Annotated in this window: 13 protein-coding genes and 1 pseudogene; 6 read left to right on the plus strand and 8 right to left on the minus strand. The window is 65.7% G+C overall.

What is annotated here, in order from left to right; all coding sequences use genetic code 11:
- Positions 1–29: 29 nt before the first annotated feature.
- Both A3K89_RS14345 and A3K89_RS14350 read right to left on the minus strand, forming a co-directional pair.
- Entirely contained in the window at positions 30–557 is a 528-nt protein-coding gene (locus tag A3K89_RS14345; RefSeq protein WP_068427152.1) for a MarR family winged helix-turn-helix transcriptional regulator, read from the minus strand.
- A 42-nt stretch (positions 558–599) separates the two neighbouring features.
- Positions 600–1,013 (minus strand): nuclear transport factor 2 family protein, encoded by a 414-nt coding sequence (locus A3K89_RS14350; RefSeq protein ID WP_068427154.1) that lies wholly within the window; start codon positions 1,011–1,013, stop codon positions 600–602.
- Between the two features lie 136 nt (positions 1,014–1,149).
- Here A3K89_RS14350 and recC point away from each other — a divergent pair, with 136 nt between their 5' ends.
- From recC to recD, 3 genes are read left to right on the plus strand one after another with little or no spacing between them, the layout of a single operon-like run.
- Positions 1,150–4,419 (plus strand): exodeoxyribonuclease V subunit gamma, encoded by a 3,270-nt coding sequence (recC, locus tag A3K89_RS14355; RefSeq protein WP_068427156.1) that lies wholly within the window; start codon positions 1,150–1,152, stop codon positions 4,417–4,419.
- Entirely contained in the window at positions 4,368–7,691 is a 3,324-nt protein-coding gene (locus tag A3K89_RS14360) for a UvrD-helicase domain-containing protein (protein WP_068427209.1), read from the plus strand. Before recC ends, A3K89_RS14360 begins: the two co-directional genes overlap by 52 nt.
- The gene (gene recD / locus A3K89_RS14365; protein WP_068427160.1) at positions 7,688–9,553 is read left to right on the plus strand and encodes an exodeoxyribonuclease V subunit alpha; all 1,866 of its coding nucleotides are present in this window, start codon (positions 7,688–7,690) and stop codon (positions 9,551–9,553) included. Before A3K89_RS14360 ends, recD begins: the two co-directional genes overlap by 4 nt.
- Here recD and A3K89_RS14370 read toward each other — a convergent pair.
- From A3K89_RS14370 to A3K89_RS14380, 3 genes and pseudogenes are all read right to left on the minus strand, one after another.
- Positions 9,515–10,381 carry a TY-Chap domain-containing protein gene (locus A3K89_RS14370; protein WP_254303536.1) on the minus strand — a complete coding sequence of 289 codons (867 nt, stop codon included), beginning with the start codon at positions 10,379–10,381 and terminating at the stop codon, positions 9,515–9,517. The two genes, recD and A3K89_RS14370, sit on opposite strands and share 39 nt — an antisense overlap.
- Before the next feature lie 116 nt (positions 10,382–10,497).
- Positions 10,498–11,860: pseudogene (locus A3K89_RS14375) on the minus strand (sulfite reductase subunit alpha).
- Between the two features lie 75 nt (positions 11,861–11,935).
- Positions 11,936–13,396 (minus strand): DUF2079 domain-containing protein, encoded by a 1,461-nt coding sequence (locus A3K89_RS14380; protein WP_068427162.1) that lies wholly within the window; start codon positions 13,394–13,396, stop codon positions 11,936–11,938.
- Positions 13,397–13,598: 202 nt separating this feature from the next.
- On the opposite strand from A3K89_RS14380, the gene A3K89_RS14385 reads away from it, so the two are divergent.
- Positions 13,599–13,823: a DUF2510 domain-containing protein gene (locus A3K89_RS14385; protein WP_068427164.1), complete on the plus strand. Its 225-nt coding sequence runs from the start codon at positions 13,599–13,601 to the stop codon at positions 13,821–13,823.
- 7 nt (positions 13,824–13,830) lie between these two features.
- Here A3K89_RS14385 and A3K89_RS14390 read toward each other — a convergent pair whose 3' ends face one another.
- Positions 13,831–14,823 carry a S1 RNA-binding domain-containing protein gene (locus tag A3K89_RS14390; RefSeq protein ID WP_068427211.1) on the minus strand — a complete coding sequence of 331 codons (993 nt, stop codon included), beginning with the start codon at positions 14,821–14,823 and terminating at the stop codon, positions 13,831–13,833.
- Positions 14,824–14,897: 74 nt separating this feature from the next.
- On the opposite strand from A3K89_RS14390, the gene A3K89_RS14395 reads away from it, so the two are divergent.
- On the plus strand, positions 14,898–15,875 hold the full coding sequence (locus A3K89_RS14395) for a sigma-70 family RNA polymerase sigma factor (protein WP_068427166.1): 978 nt from the start codon (positions 14,898–14,900) through the stop codon (positions 15,873–15,875).
- Between the two features lie 42 nt (positions 15,876–15,917).
- Here A3K89_RS14395 and A3K89_RS14400 read toward each other — a convergent pair whose 3' ends face one another.
- Positions 15,918–16,325 (minus strand): VOC family protein, encoded by a 408-nt coding sequence (locus tag A3K89_RS14400; RefSeq protein ID WP_068427168.1) that lies wholly within the window; start codon positions 16,323–16,325, stop codon positions 15,918–15,920.
- Between the two features lie 203 nt (positions 16,326–16,528).
- Between A3K89_RS14400 and A3K89_RS14405 the strand changes: the two genes are divergently transcribed.
- Positions 16,529–17,266 (plus strand): SDR family oxidoreductase, encoded by a 738-nt coding sequence (locus A3K89_RS14405; protein WP_068427169.1) that lies wholly within the window; start codon positions 16,529–16,531, stop codon positions 17,264–17,266.
- A 94-nt stretch (positions 17,267–17,360) separates the two neighbouring features.
- On the opposite strand, the gene A3K89_RS14410 is transcribed toward A3K89_RS14405, so the two are convergent.
- Entirely contained in the window at positions 17,361–17,624 is a 264-nt protein-coding gene (locus A3K89_RS14410) for a hypothetical protein (RefSeq protein ID WP_068427171.1), read from the minus strand.
- Positions 17,625–17,789: the final 165 nt, after the last annotated feature.

Consider the following 17,789-nt stretch of genomic DNA (forward strand, 5'->3'; position numbering starts at 1 on the left):
GGACGTGACCCACGCAACCCCTCAGGGCGTCAGTTGCGCCCTCTGACATCGAACTGGCTGCGGTTGGTGATCAGCTTGTTCAGGAGCATCACCAGAATGCGCTGCTCGGGCTCGGTCAGCACGCTCGCCCATGCGTTCTCGCGTTCGTTCTGGTCGGCGAAGGACTCGACCATGCGGGCGTGGCCCTCCTCGGTGAGTGCGAGACGCACCGAGCGGCCGTCCGTTTCGTCCGGGGTGCGTGCGAGCAGGCCGTCGGAGATGAGGGTTTTCGACAGATTCGACACCGCGGCACGGCTCATGCCGGTCAGTTCGGCTGCGCGTTTCGGTTCGATCGGGCCGGCCAGCCACGTCACGAACAGCAGACGGAACGACGACCAGGACCAGCCGCGCGGCCGATGGATGGATGCCTCGAGGTCGTACGTGACGATGTTCGACGCGCGGTTCAGTGTCAGCAGTACCTCGGTGGCGAGCTGGTGCTCGAAACCGTATTCGGACGCGAGCTTGGTGTTGGCGGTCTCGATGAACGACCAGAAATCGGGTTCGGCGGAATCGGTCACCCGACCACTGTAGTCAGTGACGGCATTTAGTTAACAGATATATCAAGCGTCGTCGCGCGACACGGTGCGGTTCGCGATGAGCCACCGGCCGTCCCGGAGAACGACGCGATCGTGCACGGCGGTGAAGCGAACGATTCGCGTGTCACCGCCGCGGGGAGTCGCGACGATCTGCAGGTAGCAGTCGACGGTCAGTTCGTCGTCGGTCACGCGGTCGATCGCCAGGTTCGTGAAGACGTGGCGACGCCTCTCCTGGGCATCCGCTGCGCTGTCGGAGAACCGTTGCGCGAAAGCGGTCAGGGCTGCGGTACCGACCTCGGGTTCGGGGTAGCTGGGCGAATCGAAGACGCCGTCCCCGGTGAACGTGGCGGCCCACTCGGCCGCTCGCCCCGAATCGATCGCGTGACTCTGGCGACCGTAGAGCAGCTGGACGGCGACGGCGGTGGCGGTATCGATCATCGGTGTAGTCCTCGAATCCGACGGCGTTGGTGCGATAAGCGCACGCGCAGTGCGATTGAACGCGTCGAGAGTATGTCGGTGCCTCGAGTAGGGTCAAGTAGCCGGATCGGGGAGAAGCGGAAAGCGGGGAACGACGTTGGTACTGAAGGTTCATCGCGCGGCTCGGTCCAGCGCGCTCGCCTCCGGGCTGGTCGAGGTTCTGTCCACCCCGCTCGCCGATCCCTTCGTCGCCGAGGTCGTCGCCGTGCCTGCACGTGGTGTGGAGCGGTGGTTGACGCAACGGCTGTCGATGTCGCTCGGCTCGTCCAAGGCCGACGGAATCTCCGCCAACGTCCAATTTCCCTCGCCCGCATCACTTGTCGATCAGGCTCTTGCTGCGGTCGACGGGCTCGACGCAGACCAGGACCCCTGGGCCAGAGGCCGGATGCTGTGGACGATTCTGCAACTCGTCGACGAGTCTCTGGGGCAGCCGTGGTGTTCGGTACTGGCTGCCCATCTCGGCCACGGTGTCGACGAGGAGCGAGCGGGACGGCGTTGGTCCACCGCGGCGCACCTGGCCGATCTGTTCCGAAGCTACGCCGCCGATCGGCCGTCCATGCTCGTCGACTGGGCTGCAGGCGTCGACACCGACGGGCTGGGTGTATCGCTGACGCCGGACCTTCTCTGGCAGGCGGAGTTGTGGCGGGCGGTGCGGGCACGGATCGATTCGCCGAGTCCGGCGGAACGGTTGGAGCCCAGTTGCGCTGCGCTCGTTGCCGATCCGTCGGTTCTGGACTTGCCGGAAAGAATCTCGCTCTTCGGCCCCACCCGCCTGACCACCGATCAGCTTCGGGTGATCGCCGCGATAGCGGATCGACGCGACGTCCACATGTGGATTCCGCATCCCAGCCCTGCGATGTGGGACGGTCTGACCGCGGCGCCCCGACCGCGTCGTCGGCGCGAGGACCGGTCGGCCGTCGCAGTGTCGCATCCCCTGCTGTCGAGCCTGGCCCGTGATGTTCGCGAACTGCAGGGGCGACTCACGAGTCTCGACGTCGCGATCGATCATTCCGTCGTGCCGGACGACGCGACGCGTGCGACGCTGCTCGGGCGGGTGCAGTCCGACATCGCACACGACCGGACACCGACCCGTTCCGCGGAACCGGACGGCACCATCGCGGTACACGCCTGCCACGGCGCACCGAGACAGGTGGAAGTACTTCGTGAATCCCTGCTGCGCCTGTTCGACGAGGATCCGACGTTGCAACCACGCGACGTTCTGGTGATGTGCCCCGACGTCGAGACCTATGCGCCGCTGGTGCGGGCTACGTTCGGACAGCGTGGGCTCGGACATCCGGGACATGAATTGAGGGTTCGTCTCGCCGACCGCGGTCTGCGGCAGACCAATCCGTTGCTGGCAGTCGTCGCGGCGTTGCTCGACCTTGCCGTCGACCGGGTCACGGCAAGTCAGGTGCTGGACCTCGCGGCCTTCGAGCCTGTGCGACTGAGGTTTTCGTTCAGCGACGACGACCTGGAACGGCTACGTGAGTGGACGCAGGCATCCGGTGCGCGGTGGGGGATCAATTCGCGCCAACGCACGAGATACGGGCTGGGCGACTTCGGTCAGAACACCTTCAATTTCGCGATGGACCGGCTGCTGCTCGGCGTCGCCGCCGACGAGACCGCGCACGAATGGCTCGACCTCGCTCTTCCGCTGGACGACGTGGACGGCAACGACATCGATCTCGCCGGAAGACTTGCGGAATTCGTCGACAGGCTCGCCGTCGTCGTGCGGGATCTGCAGGGGCCGCAGGCGACAGCGAGGTGGCGAACCGCTCTCGTGCGTGCGCTCGACCTGCTCACCGACACGACCAGTGCTCAGTCCTGGCAACGGGTACAAGCGCTTCGAGAACTGCACGACGCGACCCAGCACGGTGACGAATCCGAACTCCGGCTGGCCGATGTGCGCGCGATGCTCACGCGGGCGCTGGCCGGACGACCGTCGCGTGCCAACTTCCGTACCGGAGAGCTGACCGTGTGCACGATGGTGCCGATGCGCTCGGTTCCGCACCGGGTCGTCGTGCTCCTCGGTCTCGACGACGAGGTATTTCCCCGCGCGGGTGGCGTCGACGGCGACGACATCATGGCGCGCAATCCAGCTCCCGGTGAACGCGACGTTCGCAGCGAGGACCGCCAACTGTTGCTCGACGCGGTGATGTCGGCAGGAGAGAAGTTGCTGCTGTTCTACACCGGCGCCGACCCGGTGACCGGGATGGTCAAGCCGCCCGCGATTCCGCTCAGCGAATTGCTCGACGTCGTCTCCACCACGGCCGGCGCCGACGTGGTGCGTCGGCACCCGCTGCAGCCGTTCGACGCGCGGAACTTCGACCCGCGCGCACCCCTCAGTTACGACCGTGCAGCGCTGGACGGCGCGCGTGCAGCGGAGCAGGAACCCGTACCCGCACCGGCATTCCTGGACGCTCCTCTGCCACCGAGGCAATCCGGCGACATCGATCTGAACGACCTCATCGCCTTCGTCGAGCATCCGATCGCGGCATTTATCAAGCAGCGCATCGGAATTCGAGTGCCCGATCTCGAGGACGACGTGTCCGATTCGTTGACAGTCGCGCTGGACGGGCTGCAGAAGTGGGACATCGGCGACCGGATGTTGGCCGAGAGGTTGGCAGGAACTCGGGTCGAGGATTTCCGCGCTGCGGAATGGCGTCGGGGAACGCTGCCGCCGTTCGCACTCGGGGAGGCGCAGCTGCAGGACATCACCCGGGGTGTCGATGCGCTGGTCGAGGTCGCCGAAGACGTGCACGGCGGTGATCCGGACGTTCTCGACATCTCGATCCGTCTCGAATCGGGGCGGCGTATCACCGGTACCGTCACCGGAATTCACGGCAGCACGATTGCCAGGACGTCGTACTCGCGGCTGGCAGCGAAACATCGCATCGCCGCGTGGGTGCGGGTGCTCGCCGCCCAGGTTCAGGACGATTCACGTCGGTGGACGGCCGTCACCACGGGCCGAGGACCGGGTCGTCGTGCAGCGTGGCGGTCGACGATCGACGCGCCGATGGATTCTCTGGACCAACTCGAGCGGCTCGTTCGACTGCGCGACGCCGGACTGGCGAGCCCATTGCCGGTCGGTCCTGCGGCGTCGGCTGCGTACGCAGAAAGGCGTTGTCGCGGTGCCTCTCCCGACGAAGCGATGGACGCCGCCGAGAAGGCCTGGAACGACAAGTTCGGCGACGTCACCGACAAGAGCATCGGCTATGTGTACGCCGGCGCCCCGTTCACGGCCGTTTCCGACTCGCCGCCCCGTCCTGACCTGCCGCGATGGGGCGAGGAGACGACGGCGTTCGGAACGGTCGCATGTCAGTTGTGGAGTCCGCTTCTGGACGCCGAGACCGAGGGGCAGCCGTGAACGACTTCGATCTGCTCGCACCGTTGCCCACCGGCACGACGGTGCTCGAGGCCAGCGCGGGAACGGGCAAGACCTATGCCATCGTCGGTCTCGCGACCAGGTACGTCGCGGAGGGCGTCGCAGACATCTCGCAGTTGCTGCTCGTGACTTTCTCGCGTGCGGCGACGCAGGAACTGCGCGAGCGGACACGCAATCGCTTCGCGGAAGTGGCTGCAGCGCTGCAGGATCCGTCGGCGTCGACGCACGCGGATGCGCTCGTTCGCTTTCTGGCGGCCGCGTCGGAGCACGAGGTCTCCGTACGTAGGCTCCGGCTGCTCAGGGCGCTGTCGGACTTCGACTCGGGCACCATCGCGACGACACACAGCTTCTGTCAACGCATGCTCGACGGTCTCGGCATCGCCGGAGAGCGCGAGCCCGAGGCAACATTGGTCGAAGCCGTCGACGACATGACCGCGGAGGTGGTCGACGACATCTATCTGCGGCGGTACGCCCGGTCCGAATTCGACCCGCCGATCGGACCGGCCGACGCGCGGCAAGTGGCGCGGCAAGCAGTACGGGACAGGCAAGCTCGGCTGGTTCCCGAACCGGGCGAGGATTCCGAGGCAGGGCATCGAGTTCTGTTCGCGGAAGAGGCTCGCGCGGAGGTGCAGCGGCGCAAACGGGCTGCCGGAGTGCGCGATTTCGACGACTTGCTGGGCCTTCTCCACGGCGTACTGACGGACCCCGAACACGGCGAGTCCGCGTGTGCCCGGGTGCGGGAGCGATTCCGCGTCGTCCTCGTCGACGAATTCCAGGACACCGATCCGCTGCAGTGGGACATCTTGCGACGCGCGTTCCACGGGACGTCGACGCTTCTTCTGGTCGGTGACCCCAAGCAGGCAATCTATGCCTTCCGCGGGGCCGAGGTGCTCAGCTACCTCGACGCCGTTGCCGTCGCGGATCGGCACCTCGAATTGAAAACCAACTGGCGCAGCGACTCCGGATTGTTGCAGGCGCTCGAGACCGTGTACGCGGGTGCCGCGCTCGGCCACGACGACATCGTCGTCCACCCCGTCGGATCGAGCAACGACGTGTCACGAATGGCGGACGCCCCGCCGCTGAGGGTGCGCTACTTGCCCAGAACGGGGGCCGGTCCGCTGGGCCGAGCGGGCTTTCCCGTCGTGGGTGTGCTGCGGGATCGCGTCGCCGACGACGTCGCCGCCGATATCGTCGACCTGCTCGAATCCGGGACGCAACTGACGCTGAATGGGTCGGGACGCGCCGTCGAACCCGGTGACATCGCCGTACTCACACGAAACCGCGGGCAGATCGCGATGGTGCGTGACGCGTTGGATCGGGCGGGAGTGCCGTCCGTTCTCGCCGGTGGCTCCAGCATCTTCGAGACCCCGAGTGCGACGCAGTGGCTGTGGTTCCTGCAAGCGTTGGAGCAGCCGCATCGATCCGATCGGGTGCGTCTCGCCGCGCTGACCCCGCTCCTGGGTTGGACCGCGAAGACTCTCGACGAGGGCGGCGACGATGCGGTGGCCGACGTCAGCACCAGCCTGCGTGAATACGGAATGCTGTTCGCGCAGGCCGGGTTCGCTGCCGTGTTCGAGAAACTGTCGTCCGAGACGCGTCTCGAGGCGCGCCTGCTCGGCTTACGTTCCGGGGAGCGCCATCTCACCGATCTCCGACACGTCGCGCAACTGCTCAATCGTGCGGCGGTGGAAGAATCGTTCGGTCCGAGCGCGCTGACGCGATGGCTCACCGACCGCATCGAGGATCCTGCGTCGGGCAGCGTCACCGATCGCAGTCGGCGGCTCGACAGCGACGCGGCCGCCGTCCAACTGGCGACGGTACACGCCAGCAAGGGGTTGGAATTCCCGATCGTCTACATCCCGTACGCCTGGGACGCGGCGAAGAATCCTTACCCGAGCACCCTGCTGCTGCACGATGACGACGGTCGCCGCGTTCTGGACGTCGGTGGACGCACCGGACACGGCTATGCTGCGCGAAAACTCCTCTCGGACAAAGAGGAAGCCGGGGAAGAGCTCCGCTTGCTCTACGTCGCGTTGACGCGGGCACAGTGTCAGGTCGTGCTGTGGTGGGCGCCCTCGTTTTCGACATCGGCATCCCCGCTTCATCGGCTGCTCTTCGCGCGCGTTCCCGGCATCGCTCAACCGGACGAGAAGTCGAAGGTGCCCGACGACGCCGCCGTCGGACACCTCTTCGAATCCTTGGCCGGATCGGCAGGGGGACTGATCTCGGTCGAAGCCACGCGGGGAGCGTCGCCGCGACCGATTCGGGCAACATCGGCAGGTGCCGGGATCGAACTCGATGCTGCGACATTCCGACGCACCCTCGACATGCAGTGGCGTCGGACGTCGTATTCGGCGTTGACGGCGTCGGCGCACGACGCGCCGGGTGTCTCCAGCGAACCGGAATCGCCCGTCAAGGACGACGAACCCGAGGAAGCGCCGCCGATCGACGACGCACTGGACGGAATACCGTCGCCGATGAACGGACTACCTGCAGGTGCGGCGTTCGGCACGTTGGTGCACGAGATCCTCGAGCATCTCGACACGTCGGCCGTCGATCTGGACGCCGAGGTGCTGGCGAGATGCACCGAGGCCGTCGACGAGCGTCTCGCAGACATCGACCCGCGCGCGCTCGCCGACGCGCTCCTGCCGGTGCTGCGTACACCGCTCGGCTTCGGCACACTCGCCGACATCGCGCCGACGGACCACTTGGCGGAGTTGGACTTCGAACTTCCACTGGCAGGTGGCGACGACCCCGTCACGAGGATCGTCACCCTTCGCGGCATAGCTGCGCTGATGCGCGAACACCTGCCGTCCGACGATGCGCTCTCGTCGTACGCCGATCAACTCGAGCACCTCGAATCCTCGCCGCTGCGTGGATATCTCACCGGGAGCATCGACTCGGTGTTGCGCATCGCCGGTCCGAGGTACGTCGTCGTCGACTACAAGACGAACAGACTGTCGCGGGGTGATCTGACGGTCATGCATTTCACCCGCGAACGCATGGCGCAGGAAATGCTGAGGTCGCACTACCCGCTGCAGGCGTTGTTGTATTCCGTTGCGCTGCATCGGTACCTGCGATGGCGCCAACCCGGATACGATCCCACACGGCATCTCGGCGGTGTTCAGTACCACTTCGTCCGGGGCATGGTCGGTCCCGAGACCCCGGCGGGTTGCGGTGTGTTCGACTGGAACCCACCCGTCGAACTCGTGACATCGGTATCGGATCTATTGGCGGGAATCGAACCATCATGATCGACGCGCAACTCGTGCAGCGCGCCAAGGGCCGGCTGCGTGTGTTCAACGAAGCGGGCGTGCTCGCGGCCGCGGATGTCCATGTCGCACTGCGGCTCGGCGCACTCGGGGGAGAATCGTCCGACGACGTCATGTTCGCGACGGCGCTCGCGGTCCGCGCCGTACGATCCGGCTCGGTCTGCCTCGACCTGCACCGGCTACGCGACATCCCGGTCGACGAGGATTCCGACATCGATGTCGACGCCCTGCCGTGGCCCGAGTTGGCCGACGTGCTGGCCGCGCTGCGCGCGAGTCCACTCGTCGTCGGCGGACAACGGGGTCCGCTGCGGCCACTTCGGTTGGTCGACACGGACGAAGGCGAGCTGCTCTACCTCGATCGGTACTTCCTGCAGGAGCGCACCATCCGGCACGTGCTCGACAGCAGAGGACTTACCCGGCCGCGCGTGGACGCCGAAGTGATTCGCGCGCAACTGGATTCGCTGTTCGTCGACGCCACAGGTGCACCGACCCCGGCGCCGGATCGCCAGCGGATCGCCGCAGCGCTCGCGGCGACACAGTGGACAGCCGTCATCGCCGGTGGCCCGGGAACGGGCAAGACACACACCGTCGCGCGAATCCTCGCGATGTTCGTGCGCCAGCTCGGCCCGTCGATCCGTATCGGTCTCGCAGCGCCGACCGGTAAGGCCGCGGCTCGTCTGCAGGAATCGGTCACCGAGCAGTCGGCGGAGCTCGGGCTCCCCGACGGCCTGACCGCGATGACCCTGCACCGGTTGCTCGGATGGCAACGAGGAAGCAAGAGCCGATTTCGGCACAACGCGTCGAACCGGTTGCCGTACGACGTCATCGTCGTCGACGAGACGTCGATGGTGTCGCTGACGATGATGTCTCGACTGCTCGAGGCCGTCCGAGCCGATACCCGGTTGATCCTCGTCGGCGACCCCGATCAGCTGACGTCGGTCGATGCAGGCGCTGTGCTGGCCGATCTCGTGGCGCGACCCGTGCGAGCAACCACGGATCCGGCGCTCGCCGACGTCGTCGCCGGAGACCTCGACGCGCAGGACGACCCGAACGAGGCAGCGCTGGCACCGGTCGAGCGACACCGCCTGAGCAGCGGCGTGGTCCGGCTGAGCCGTGGGCGACGGTTCGGCGGTGCCATCGCCGAGCTCGCCGTCGCCGTGCGCGACGGCCGGGCGGACGACGTGATGACCTTGCTCGACAGCGGCCACGAGCAGTTGTCGTTCCACGCGCCGACGGACCTGGACGCCCTGCACGCGGACATCCTGAGCACCGCAGCCGCGGTCACCGACGCTGCGCGTGCAGGTGCCGCGTCGGATGCGCTGACGAGACTGGAGTCGCATCGACTGCTGTGTGCGCATCGGCAGGGACCGTTCGGCGTGCAGGACTGGGCACGTCGGGCGATGGAATGGGTGGGGGAGGCGTCGGGCGCTTTTCTCGATCCCACCCGCTGGTATGCGGGTCAGCCCCTGCTGGTCACGGCCAACGATCACGAGGCACGGATCTACAACGGTGATACCGGAGTGGTGGTCGACGTCGGCGACGGTTCGCTGATGGCAGCTTTCCAGCGGGGTTCGCAGCCCCAACTGGTGCATCCGAACGTGTTGTCGTCGGTGCAGACGGTGTACGCGATGACGATTCACCGCAGCCAGGGAAGCCAGTACGACACCGTCTCGGTGATGCTCCCGGCTCAGGCGTCGTCGCTGCTGACGCGAGAGCTGCTGTACACCGCGATCACCCGCGCCCGACGACACGTGCGGATCATCGGTACGGAAGCCGCGGTGCGGGCGGGCGTCGAACGTCAGGTGCTACGAGCCAGCGGACTTCGCCGCACTGTCCGGCCCTGACGAGGTGGCGCTCCCACCGACCCGCAGGCTGTCCGCAGTGTGCGACCACGAGCGGGCCTGGCGCCGCCACACCCGCGAGGACATCTCGGATCCGTCGGTGCGGCAACGGTCGGCGTGCTCTGCGCATTCGCGGGCATGAGCGCGGGCGAGAATGCGGAGTTCGCGCAGATCGGCGGTGCCGCAGACCGATCTGACGGTCGCCGAGTCCACGATCGATCCGACGAGCTCGCAGAAGGTGTGCAGCGACCGAAGGGGGGTCGGCAGCGAGTCGACCGACGGTGTGACGGATCGCGTGGTGGCTGCACGAGGACGGACATCGTCGGTGACGTGCGTCAGCGCAACCGGGCCGCTGCCTTCTTCGCCGGGGCCGACCGTCCACGCGCTGAGAAACGACGGATGCGGGACGTTCCAGACTTCACGGAACGTGGCAACTGCGACGGTTGCGAGCAGGTCGGCCTCGTCGCGTGGGCCGTCCAGCGTGTAGTCCATGATCGTTCCGTCGACCGTCGGCCGGCCGGGCTCGGACCATCCGAGGCCGTGCAGCCTGCGATCGCACGCGTCGCGGTCCGGGTCTTCCGGATACAGGTAGGACGGGAGAGCCGCGACGCACACCATGCGCTCGGCGTCGACCGCCACTACGTCGACGTACGGGCGCTGACCACGTTGGCCATGTGATGCCTGGGCCGATGTGATGGTGATGTAGGTGCCCTCCGGCATGGTCGCGACGTGCACCGCGAGATTGCTCTCGAATCGATGCCATGCATCCGACACGACCGCGTCGAACACCGCGTCGAACCCGCCGACGCGGCCTTCACGTCCAGCACCCACATGCGCTCCTTCGTCGATCACCGTGTGCACTCTCGAAGTCCAGCAGAAGTGAAGATAGCCGGTGGGTCCGACAAAAAGCGTGAGGCGCTCGCGATGGCGTGCAGGGGGACGAGGACTCAGTAGACGTCGCGCAGGTAGCGCTTGTCACGCTTGAGTTCGGCCACGTAGTCGTCGGCCTGATCGGATGTGCGCCCGCCGTGCTCGACGATGACATCGTGCAGCGCGGCGTCGACGTCCTTGGCCATGCGCGTCGCGTCGCCGCAGACATAGAAGTAGCCGCCCTCTTCGAGCCAGGCGTACAGTTCCTTGCCGCTCTCCCGCATCCGATGCTGGACGTAGATCTTCTCGTTCTGATCGCGCGAGAACGCGAGGTCGAGCTTGGTGAGCACACCGTCGCGCGAGAAGCCGTCCAGCTCGTCCTCGTAGAGGTAGTCGCTGCCGCGATGCTGGTCGCCGAAGAACAGCCAGTTGCGTCCCGACGCGTTACGCGCACGTCGTTCGTGCAGGAACGCGCGGAAGGGCGCGATGCCGGTGCCGGGCCCGACCATGATGACGGATGCATCGTCGTCGGTGGGAAGCCGGAAGGACTTGTTGGCCGACAGGAACACCCCTACCGTTGCGCCCTCGGGTACTCGGTCCGCGAGGAATGTCGAACACACACCACCGCGATCGCGCGCGGCCGACCGGTAGCGCACACTCGACACCGTCAGATGCACGGTGCCTTCGTGCGCGAGCGGCGACGACGAGATGGAGTACACGCGGTGCTGCAGCGGTCGCAGGAGGCCGAGCAGTTCCGCCGGTTCGAGCGCCAGCTTGTCGTCGAGAGCGAGCACGTCGAGGACGTCCTTACCCCAGGTCCACGCGTCGAGTGCTTCGCGGTCTCCGGTCGACAGGACATGGCAGAGCTCGTCGTCGCCGGTGCGCTCGGCAACCGTTTCGAGGAGATCCATCGACGGAACGCCGATCTCGTACGAATGGGTGAGCAACTCGTCGAGTCGTTGTTCGGCGCCTTTCACGGCGACGGTCGTATCCGGTGACACGCCCACACGGCCGATCAACGCGTCGACCAGTTCGGGATTGTTGACCGGCTTCACACCGAGGCCGTCGCCGACTTCGTAGTTCAGGCCGCTGTCACCGAGCGCGAACGCGTAGTGCCGTACTTCCTTGGTGGACTCGGGGCCGGACAGGACACTGTTGGCCAGCACCGTCGCTCGGTACGGGTTCTTGCGGTTCCACGGCGAGCGCTTCGAGGCGGCTCTGGCAGGCGTGGCCGCAGGTGCCTCCGGCGCGACGTCGCTGTTCGGACGGTCGACCGTCCTGGTTGCCCCCTGTGCTTCCCGTCGTGCGTCGATGTCTCGTCCCGCCTTACCGTATTCGTCGTAGCTGGTCTCACCCAGCGCCACTGCGAAAACAACTTATCCAGTGTAGGGGCTGAACCGGTGGCCACAGCGTCTGGGAACGTTGTGTGTTGTCCGGCATTTTCTCGTCGACCTCGGTGCACGTCACAATCGGTTCCGCAGGTCGGCCGGCTCGGTGATCTCGATTCGGCCGCGACTACGGCTGTACCCGCTGCAGAACTTCGATGCCGTGGGCTTCGGATCGGACCACGTAACCCGACACCAACGCCGCGTCGACGGCTTTCGCATCGCCCTTCGCGTCCGTCGGCCATCCGGCGGGATCCGCGCGATTGACGACGATCCAGTCGGGCGTCGTCGTATCGGTCGATCGCTGTGGGAACACCGAGACATCGTGCGTCGCGACGAACTGCGGAACGAGGTTGTTCGACGCGGCGATCGTCTCGTCGTCGGGAATCATGCGTGCGACCTCGGCGGTCTCGACAGCCTGCGGGTCGATCCGCCAGCCGTCCGGAGTGACCAGGCGCGCCATTGGCAGGAACGGCAGCGCGACGAGTGCGACGGCCGCGACCGCCGTGAAGATCGTGCGTTGACCCCGCAACGAGAGTTGTCCGTGGCGTCGACTACGAGCGACAGCATCGACGAGTGCCGCGAACACGACGACCATCAGGATCGCGTTGTAGTGGAAGATCGGTTTCCAGAAGTTGGAGTTGTCGCTCAGGAACCGCCACGCGACGGTGGGAACGGCGACGAGCAGCAGCGGCGACCGCAGCGCCGCGAAGGCGGTCACGGCCAACAGAAGAAACGCAGTGGCGGCGCGGGAGTCGCCGTCGACGAAGCCGTGGGCCGTGTCGGCGATCCCCGATCCGAGCGGCGGCATCTTCGAACCCTGGCCGTACGAGTCGTTGCTGCTCAGCAACGGGATGATGACCTTGACGGCCAGAACGAGCCAGCCGAGGCCCCACACGATGGTCAGCAGGCCGAGCAGGCGGGTGCGGCCCACGGTCCAGAACGCCATCAGGGCGCCGATGACGGCGACCGTCAGACCCATGTCCTCCTTGACGAAAACGAGAGGTAGCGCCCACAGCAGCGCAGGCAGCCACTTGCGTTGCCCGAGAGACACCATCGACATGGCAAGTAACGGCATCGCGAACGCGATCTCGTGGAAGTCGAAGTTCAACGCAGCCTGTACGCCCCACGACAACCCGTACGCGACGGCCACGACGACGCCGACAACCGTGCCGAATTCACGGACAGCCCAGCGTGTCAAGGGAATTGCCGCAGCCGCGAACAGCACGGCCTGGGCGACCAACAGCGTCTCGGCCGACGGAAAGACCCGATAGACCGGCGCCAGCAGCGCAGTGATGGGGGAGAAATGATCTCCGAGGGTGTTGTACCCGGTACCGAGCAGATTCGACGTCGGGGCATGCAGTTCCGCGTACGACGAGATCTGCTGGACGAAGATGCCGAGATCGAAGCCGGACGTCCGCAACTGGCGGTGTCCCATGACCGACAACATCGCGTACAGCGGTGCGAGCAGGACGAATGCTGCAGCAGGCACCACGCGATCGGCGGTGAGAAGGCGTCCGGGCGTACCGACGGACGGCGAAACAAGTTCTGGTTCGGCCGTCGTGAGCTGGGGTGCTTCGGTGGCTGTCACAAAGAGTGCTGTTTACCGGACGGACCTAGGACGAACCTGAGAATCGCAGGTGGAAGCGGTGGTCGGTCCTTCGATGTCCAGATCGGGCACCCTCGCATCGAAGATGTGTCACTATGGCGCGGAGAATTCGGGCCGATGGGGAGTCGGCGGGGGCGCTTCGGTGAGCACAGGATCGTGCGCGTGCGTAGGGCGGGGGAAGTAGATGGATCTGTTCCAGATCGTCGTGATCACCATCGTGGCGGTCGCCTCGGTTGCGGTCATCGCCGGTTTCCTGGTGATGGTGGTCGGCAGCGAGCGTCGGGCCACCGGGCGGGCGAAGACACGTATCGCTCCCGGCTGGTACCCGGACGCGCACGACGAGTCGCTTCTGCGGTACTTCGACGGCCGCGTGCCCACACAGAAGACCGCCAAACGCGAGGTGATCTGACGACCGGTCAGGCGTCCTGCTCGGCGCGTCTCCGTCGTCTGCGTGACCGTCGTGACGGGGGTTGCGACGAAAGATGGTAGTAGAGGGCGTCTTCGGAGTCCTCGACCACGACACGCACCTCGTCGCCGACCTCGAGATAGTCGTCGACGGCGATGCGATCCTTGACGCCGATGACGGCCTTGACCGAACGAGCAGGGATGAGTCCGCGCCTGCCGTCGGGCCCGACGGCGAGGGCGTACCTCGGGCCCGTCCGCGTCACACGCGCCGAGATGATTTCCGGATCCTTCGGCACCGGCGTCGGCTCGGCGACCGGATCGCTCGACACGGCCGTTTGCGAATCCAGTTGCGCTGCAAGCTCATCGGCCATCAGATCGACCTGCAGCAGAAGTTCCGCCATCTGCCGTGCGCGGTCGACATGCTTCTTCGACGCCTTCAGCGGCTCACCGGGTTTGTACATGTCCTCGTGCGTCAGTTCGCCCCACGCGTCCTGCAGCCGCGTCTTCACCTGGACCTCGACCTTGACGTCGAGGTCACCCTGATGCGTGGCTACCCGCACGAGCAAGATCGCGTGATAGGCGCGATATCCGTTCGGCTTGGGGAATTCGACGTAGTCCATCGGTTCTCTGGCGAACCGCACGGAACAATCGGGGTCGTGGCACGCCGCCTCCAACGCGTCGACGAAGGCGTGAAGATCGCGGGGACTCTTGCACAGAACCTTGATTCCGATCAGATCGCCGAGCGCGTCGACGACATCGTCGACGTCGGTCGGCGGAGCAATACGTCCCTCGGCGATCTTGCGTCGCAGTTTGTCCGCGGCACGTGCTGGATCCTTGATGCGTGCGGTTCCGGCGTTGAGACGGTCTCGGTCGACGTTGTCGAGAATCTCGTCGGCGATGGTCTCGAGAAAGTTCTGAGCAGTCACGAGCGCCGCCTGCCAGGCTCGCCCTCGCTGCAGATAGAGGTCGTCGACGAGTTCGTCGATGGTGCTCGCCGCGGTCACCTGACGAAGGCTAGCGTAGGGAACCCGAAATCTTTCCTCCCACGTGTCGGTCTCGAGCATTATCGTGTTGAGGCATGACGGCCACGGTTGCTGAGGGTGACGCGTTCGTTGCACAGTTCGACCCGTACCGGCGCGAGCTGCTCGCGCACTGTTACCGGATGACGGGGTCGATCCACGATGCCGAAGATCTCCTGCAGGAGACCTACATCCGAGCCTGGCGCGGCTACAGCAAGTTCGAAGGCCGATCGTCGATGCGGACGTGGCTCTACCGGATCGCCACCAACACGTGTCTCACCGCGCTGGAGGGAAAGTCGAAGCGGCCGTTGCCCACCGGGCTCGGTGCGCCCAGTTCCGATCCGACCGACGACCTCGTCGAGCGGCACGAGATTCCGTGGCTCGAACCCATCGCGGACTCCGACTTGAGCGACTCCGGTGACCCCGCATCGATCGTCGTCGGACGCGAGTCGATTCGCTTGGCGTTCATCGCTGCACTGCAACACCTTTCGTCCCGTCAACGGGCGGCGCTTCTGATGCGCGAAGTACTCCAGTGGAAAGCGTCGGAGGTGGCCGAGGCGCTCGCGACGACCACGACGGCCGTCAACAGCCTGCTGCAACGTGCGCGCGCCCAGCTCGACGAGATCGCACCCTCCGAGGACGGCGTCGTCGAGCCATCGTCGGCGCAGACACAGGAACTACTGACGAAGTATGTCGACAGCTTCGAAAACTACGACATCGCCCAACTCGTGGAGCTGTTCACTCAGGATGCCGTCTGGGAGATGCCGCCGTTCGTCGGGTGGTACCAGGGTGGAGAGAACATCGGCGCCCTCATTCGCGGAAATTGTCCCGCCAAGGGCGCAGGCGACATGCGGATGGTCGCCACCTCGGCCAACGGGCAGCCGGCGTACGGGCTCTACATGCGCGACGCGTCGGGGACCCATGTGCCGTTCCAACTGCACGTGGTCGACATCGCCGACGACAAGGTCTCGCACGTCACGTGTTTCTTCGATCTGACTCTGTTCGAGCGTTTCGGGTTGCCCGAGCGTCTTCGATAGGCGGCGCGCCGGGCTCGCTACCGAGCCCAGCGCCCTGACCACCTACTCCGACGGCACCGCGCTGGGGTCCATCCACATGACCTCCCAGACGTGGTTGTCCAGGTCGCGGAACGCGCGGCCGTACATGAAGCCGTGGTCCTGTGCCTCCATCCACGACGTACCGCCGGCGGCGATGGCCGAATCGACGAGTGAATCGACCTCGTCACGGCTGTCGGCCGAGATGCACATCAGCACCTCACGCGATCGAGTGGTGTCGGCGATGTCGTCCGAGATGAAGTCCTTGAAACGGGCGTCGGAGAGAAACATCACCGTCGCCTGGTCGCTGATCACCATCGAAGCAGTGTTCTCGTCACTGAACACCTCGTTGAATTCGAAGCCCAGTGTCGAGAAGAAATTTTTCGTCGCCGCGACGTCCTTGACCGGCATGTTGGCGAACAGCATTCGTGCCATGTGAACAGCTCCTCAATCTGTGATCGTGTCGGTGAGAACCGCGATTGCCCTCGCTCGTATGGACGGGACCACATCCGGAAACTCATCGCAATTCGGGCAAGCAATTTTTCGCAGCATTCGGCGGCGCGACGAGTCTGTAGCAAGATGGACCCACGGGAACGAGCCGACGGCGCGTTCCCGTTGTTCGTCGAAGAGGAGAATTCATGGATTTGGGACTGGCGGGTAAGGCGTTCGTCGTCACGGGCGGAACCGAAGGACTGGGTCTGGCCAGTGCGCGCGAACTACTGCGCGAGGGAGCGAAGGTGACGGTGACGTCCCGGTCCCAGGACAAGGTGGACGACGCCGTCTCGGAACTCGGAACCCACCGGCCCAACGCGGTGCATGGAATGGTTGCCGACAATGGTCATCCCGCGACGGCGGGTTTGGTCGTCGACTCGGCCCTCGCGCACTGGGGCAAACTCGACGGCCTCGTCGTCAGTGTCGGAGGACCACCGCCCGGTACTGCACTCGGTTCCTCGGATGGCGACTGGCAGAACTACTTCGATTCGGTCTTTCTGGGGGCGGTCCGACTGGTACGCAGCGCAGCAGCTGCGATGACCGAAGGCAGCGCCATCGTGCTCGTCTTGTCCAGTTCGGCGAAGAGTCCGATCACCGGATTGGGGATCTCGAACGGTCTTCGTCCTGGTTTGGCGATGGCGGCCAAAGATATGGCCGACGAATTGGGCCCGCGTGGAGTTCGAGTCGTCAGCGTGCTTCCGGGTCGGTTCGACACCGCGCGCGGCGGCGAAGTGAGCGGCGAGGCCGCCGCGCAGATCCCGCTGGGGCGAATCGGTGATCCCGAAGAGTTCGGACGGACGGTGGCGTTCCTTGCATCGCCTGCGGCGTCCTACATCACAGGGTCGGCGGTTGCCGTCGACGGAGGCGCACTCCGCGCCCTGTGAGCGCGTCCTGAAACTACTCAGCCCCGGAAGACAGTCGACTGTCTTCCGGGGCTGATGTGCGCACGAAGGAGGGGGATGGGGATGCAGCGGGGGTTTAACCTGCCACCGAAGCGATCCGAGCCAGCATGCGCTTGAGCACCGATCCGTCGGTTCCGAGACCGTCGAAGGTGGAGCCGGTCTCGTCTGCGCCGTTCGCGGTCTTCGCGGCGAGCTGTCGAACAAGTTCACTGCGACGTTCGATCGCGCCGAGAATATCGGCGTCGAGTGCGACTACCTGCTCGTGGAGCTTCTCGATCTCCCCTGCACCCGACGGGGTCTCGTCGGCGCTGACATCGAGTGAATCGATCTGCAAAGTCACATCGTCTCCTTTTGTTCGCGTCCTGGGGAGGAAGTCGCTCTGCCCCGTGGATCTGTTACATGGTCGCTCTATGTGTCAACGATGTTTCGTAGCCCTTAACAACATGCCCACCGAGATGGCCTGCGCCAACCCTTCGACGGTGTGATGCTGCCAACAATCCGAACC

Source organism: Rhodococcoides kyotonense, assembly GCF_001645385.1.
Taxonomy (GTDB): domain Bacteria; phylum Actinomycetota; class Actinomycetes; order Mycobacteriales; family Mycobacteriaceae; genus Rhodococcoides; species Rhodococcoides kyotonensis_B.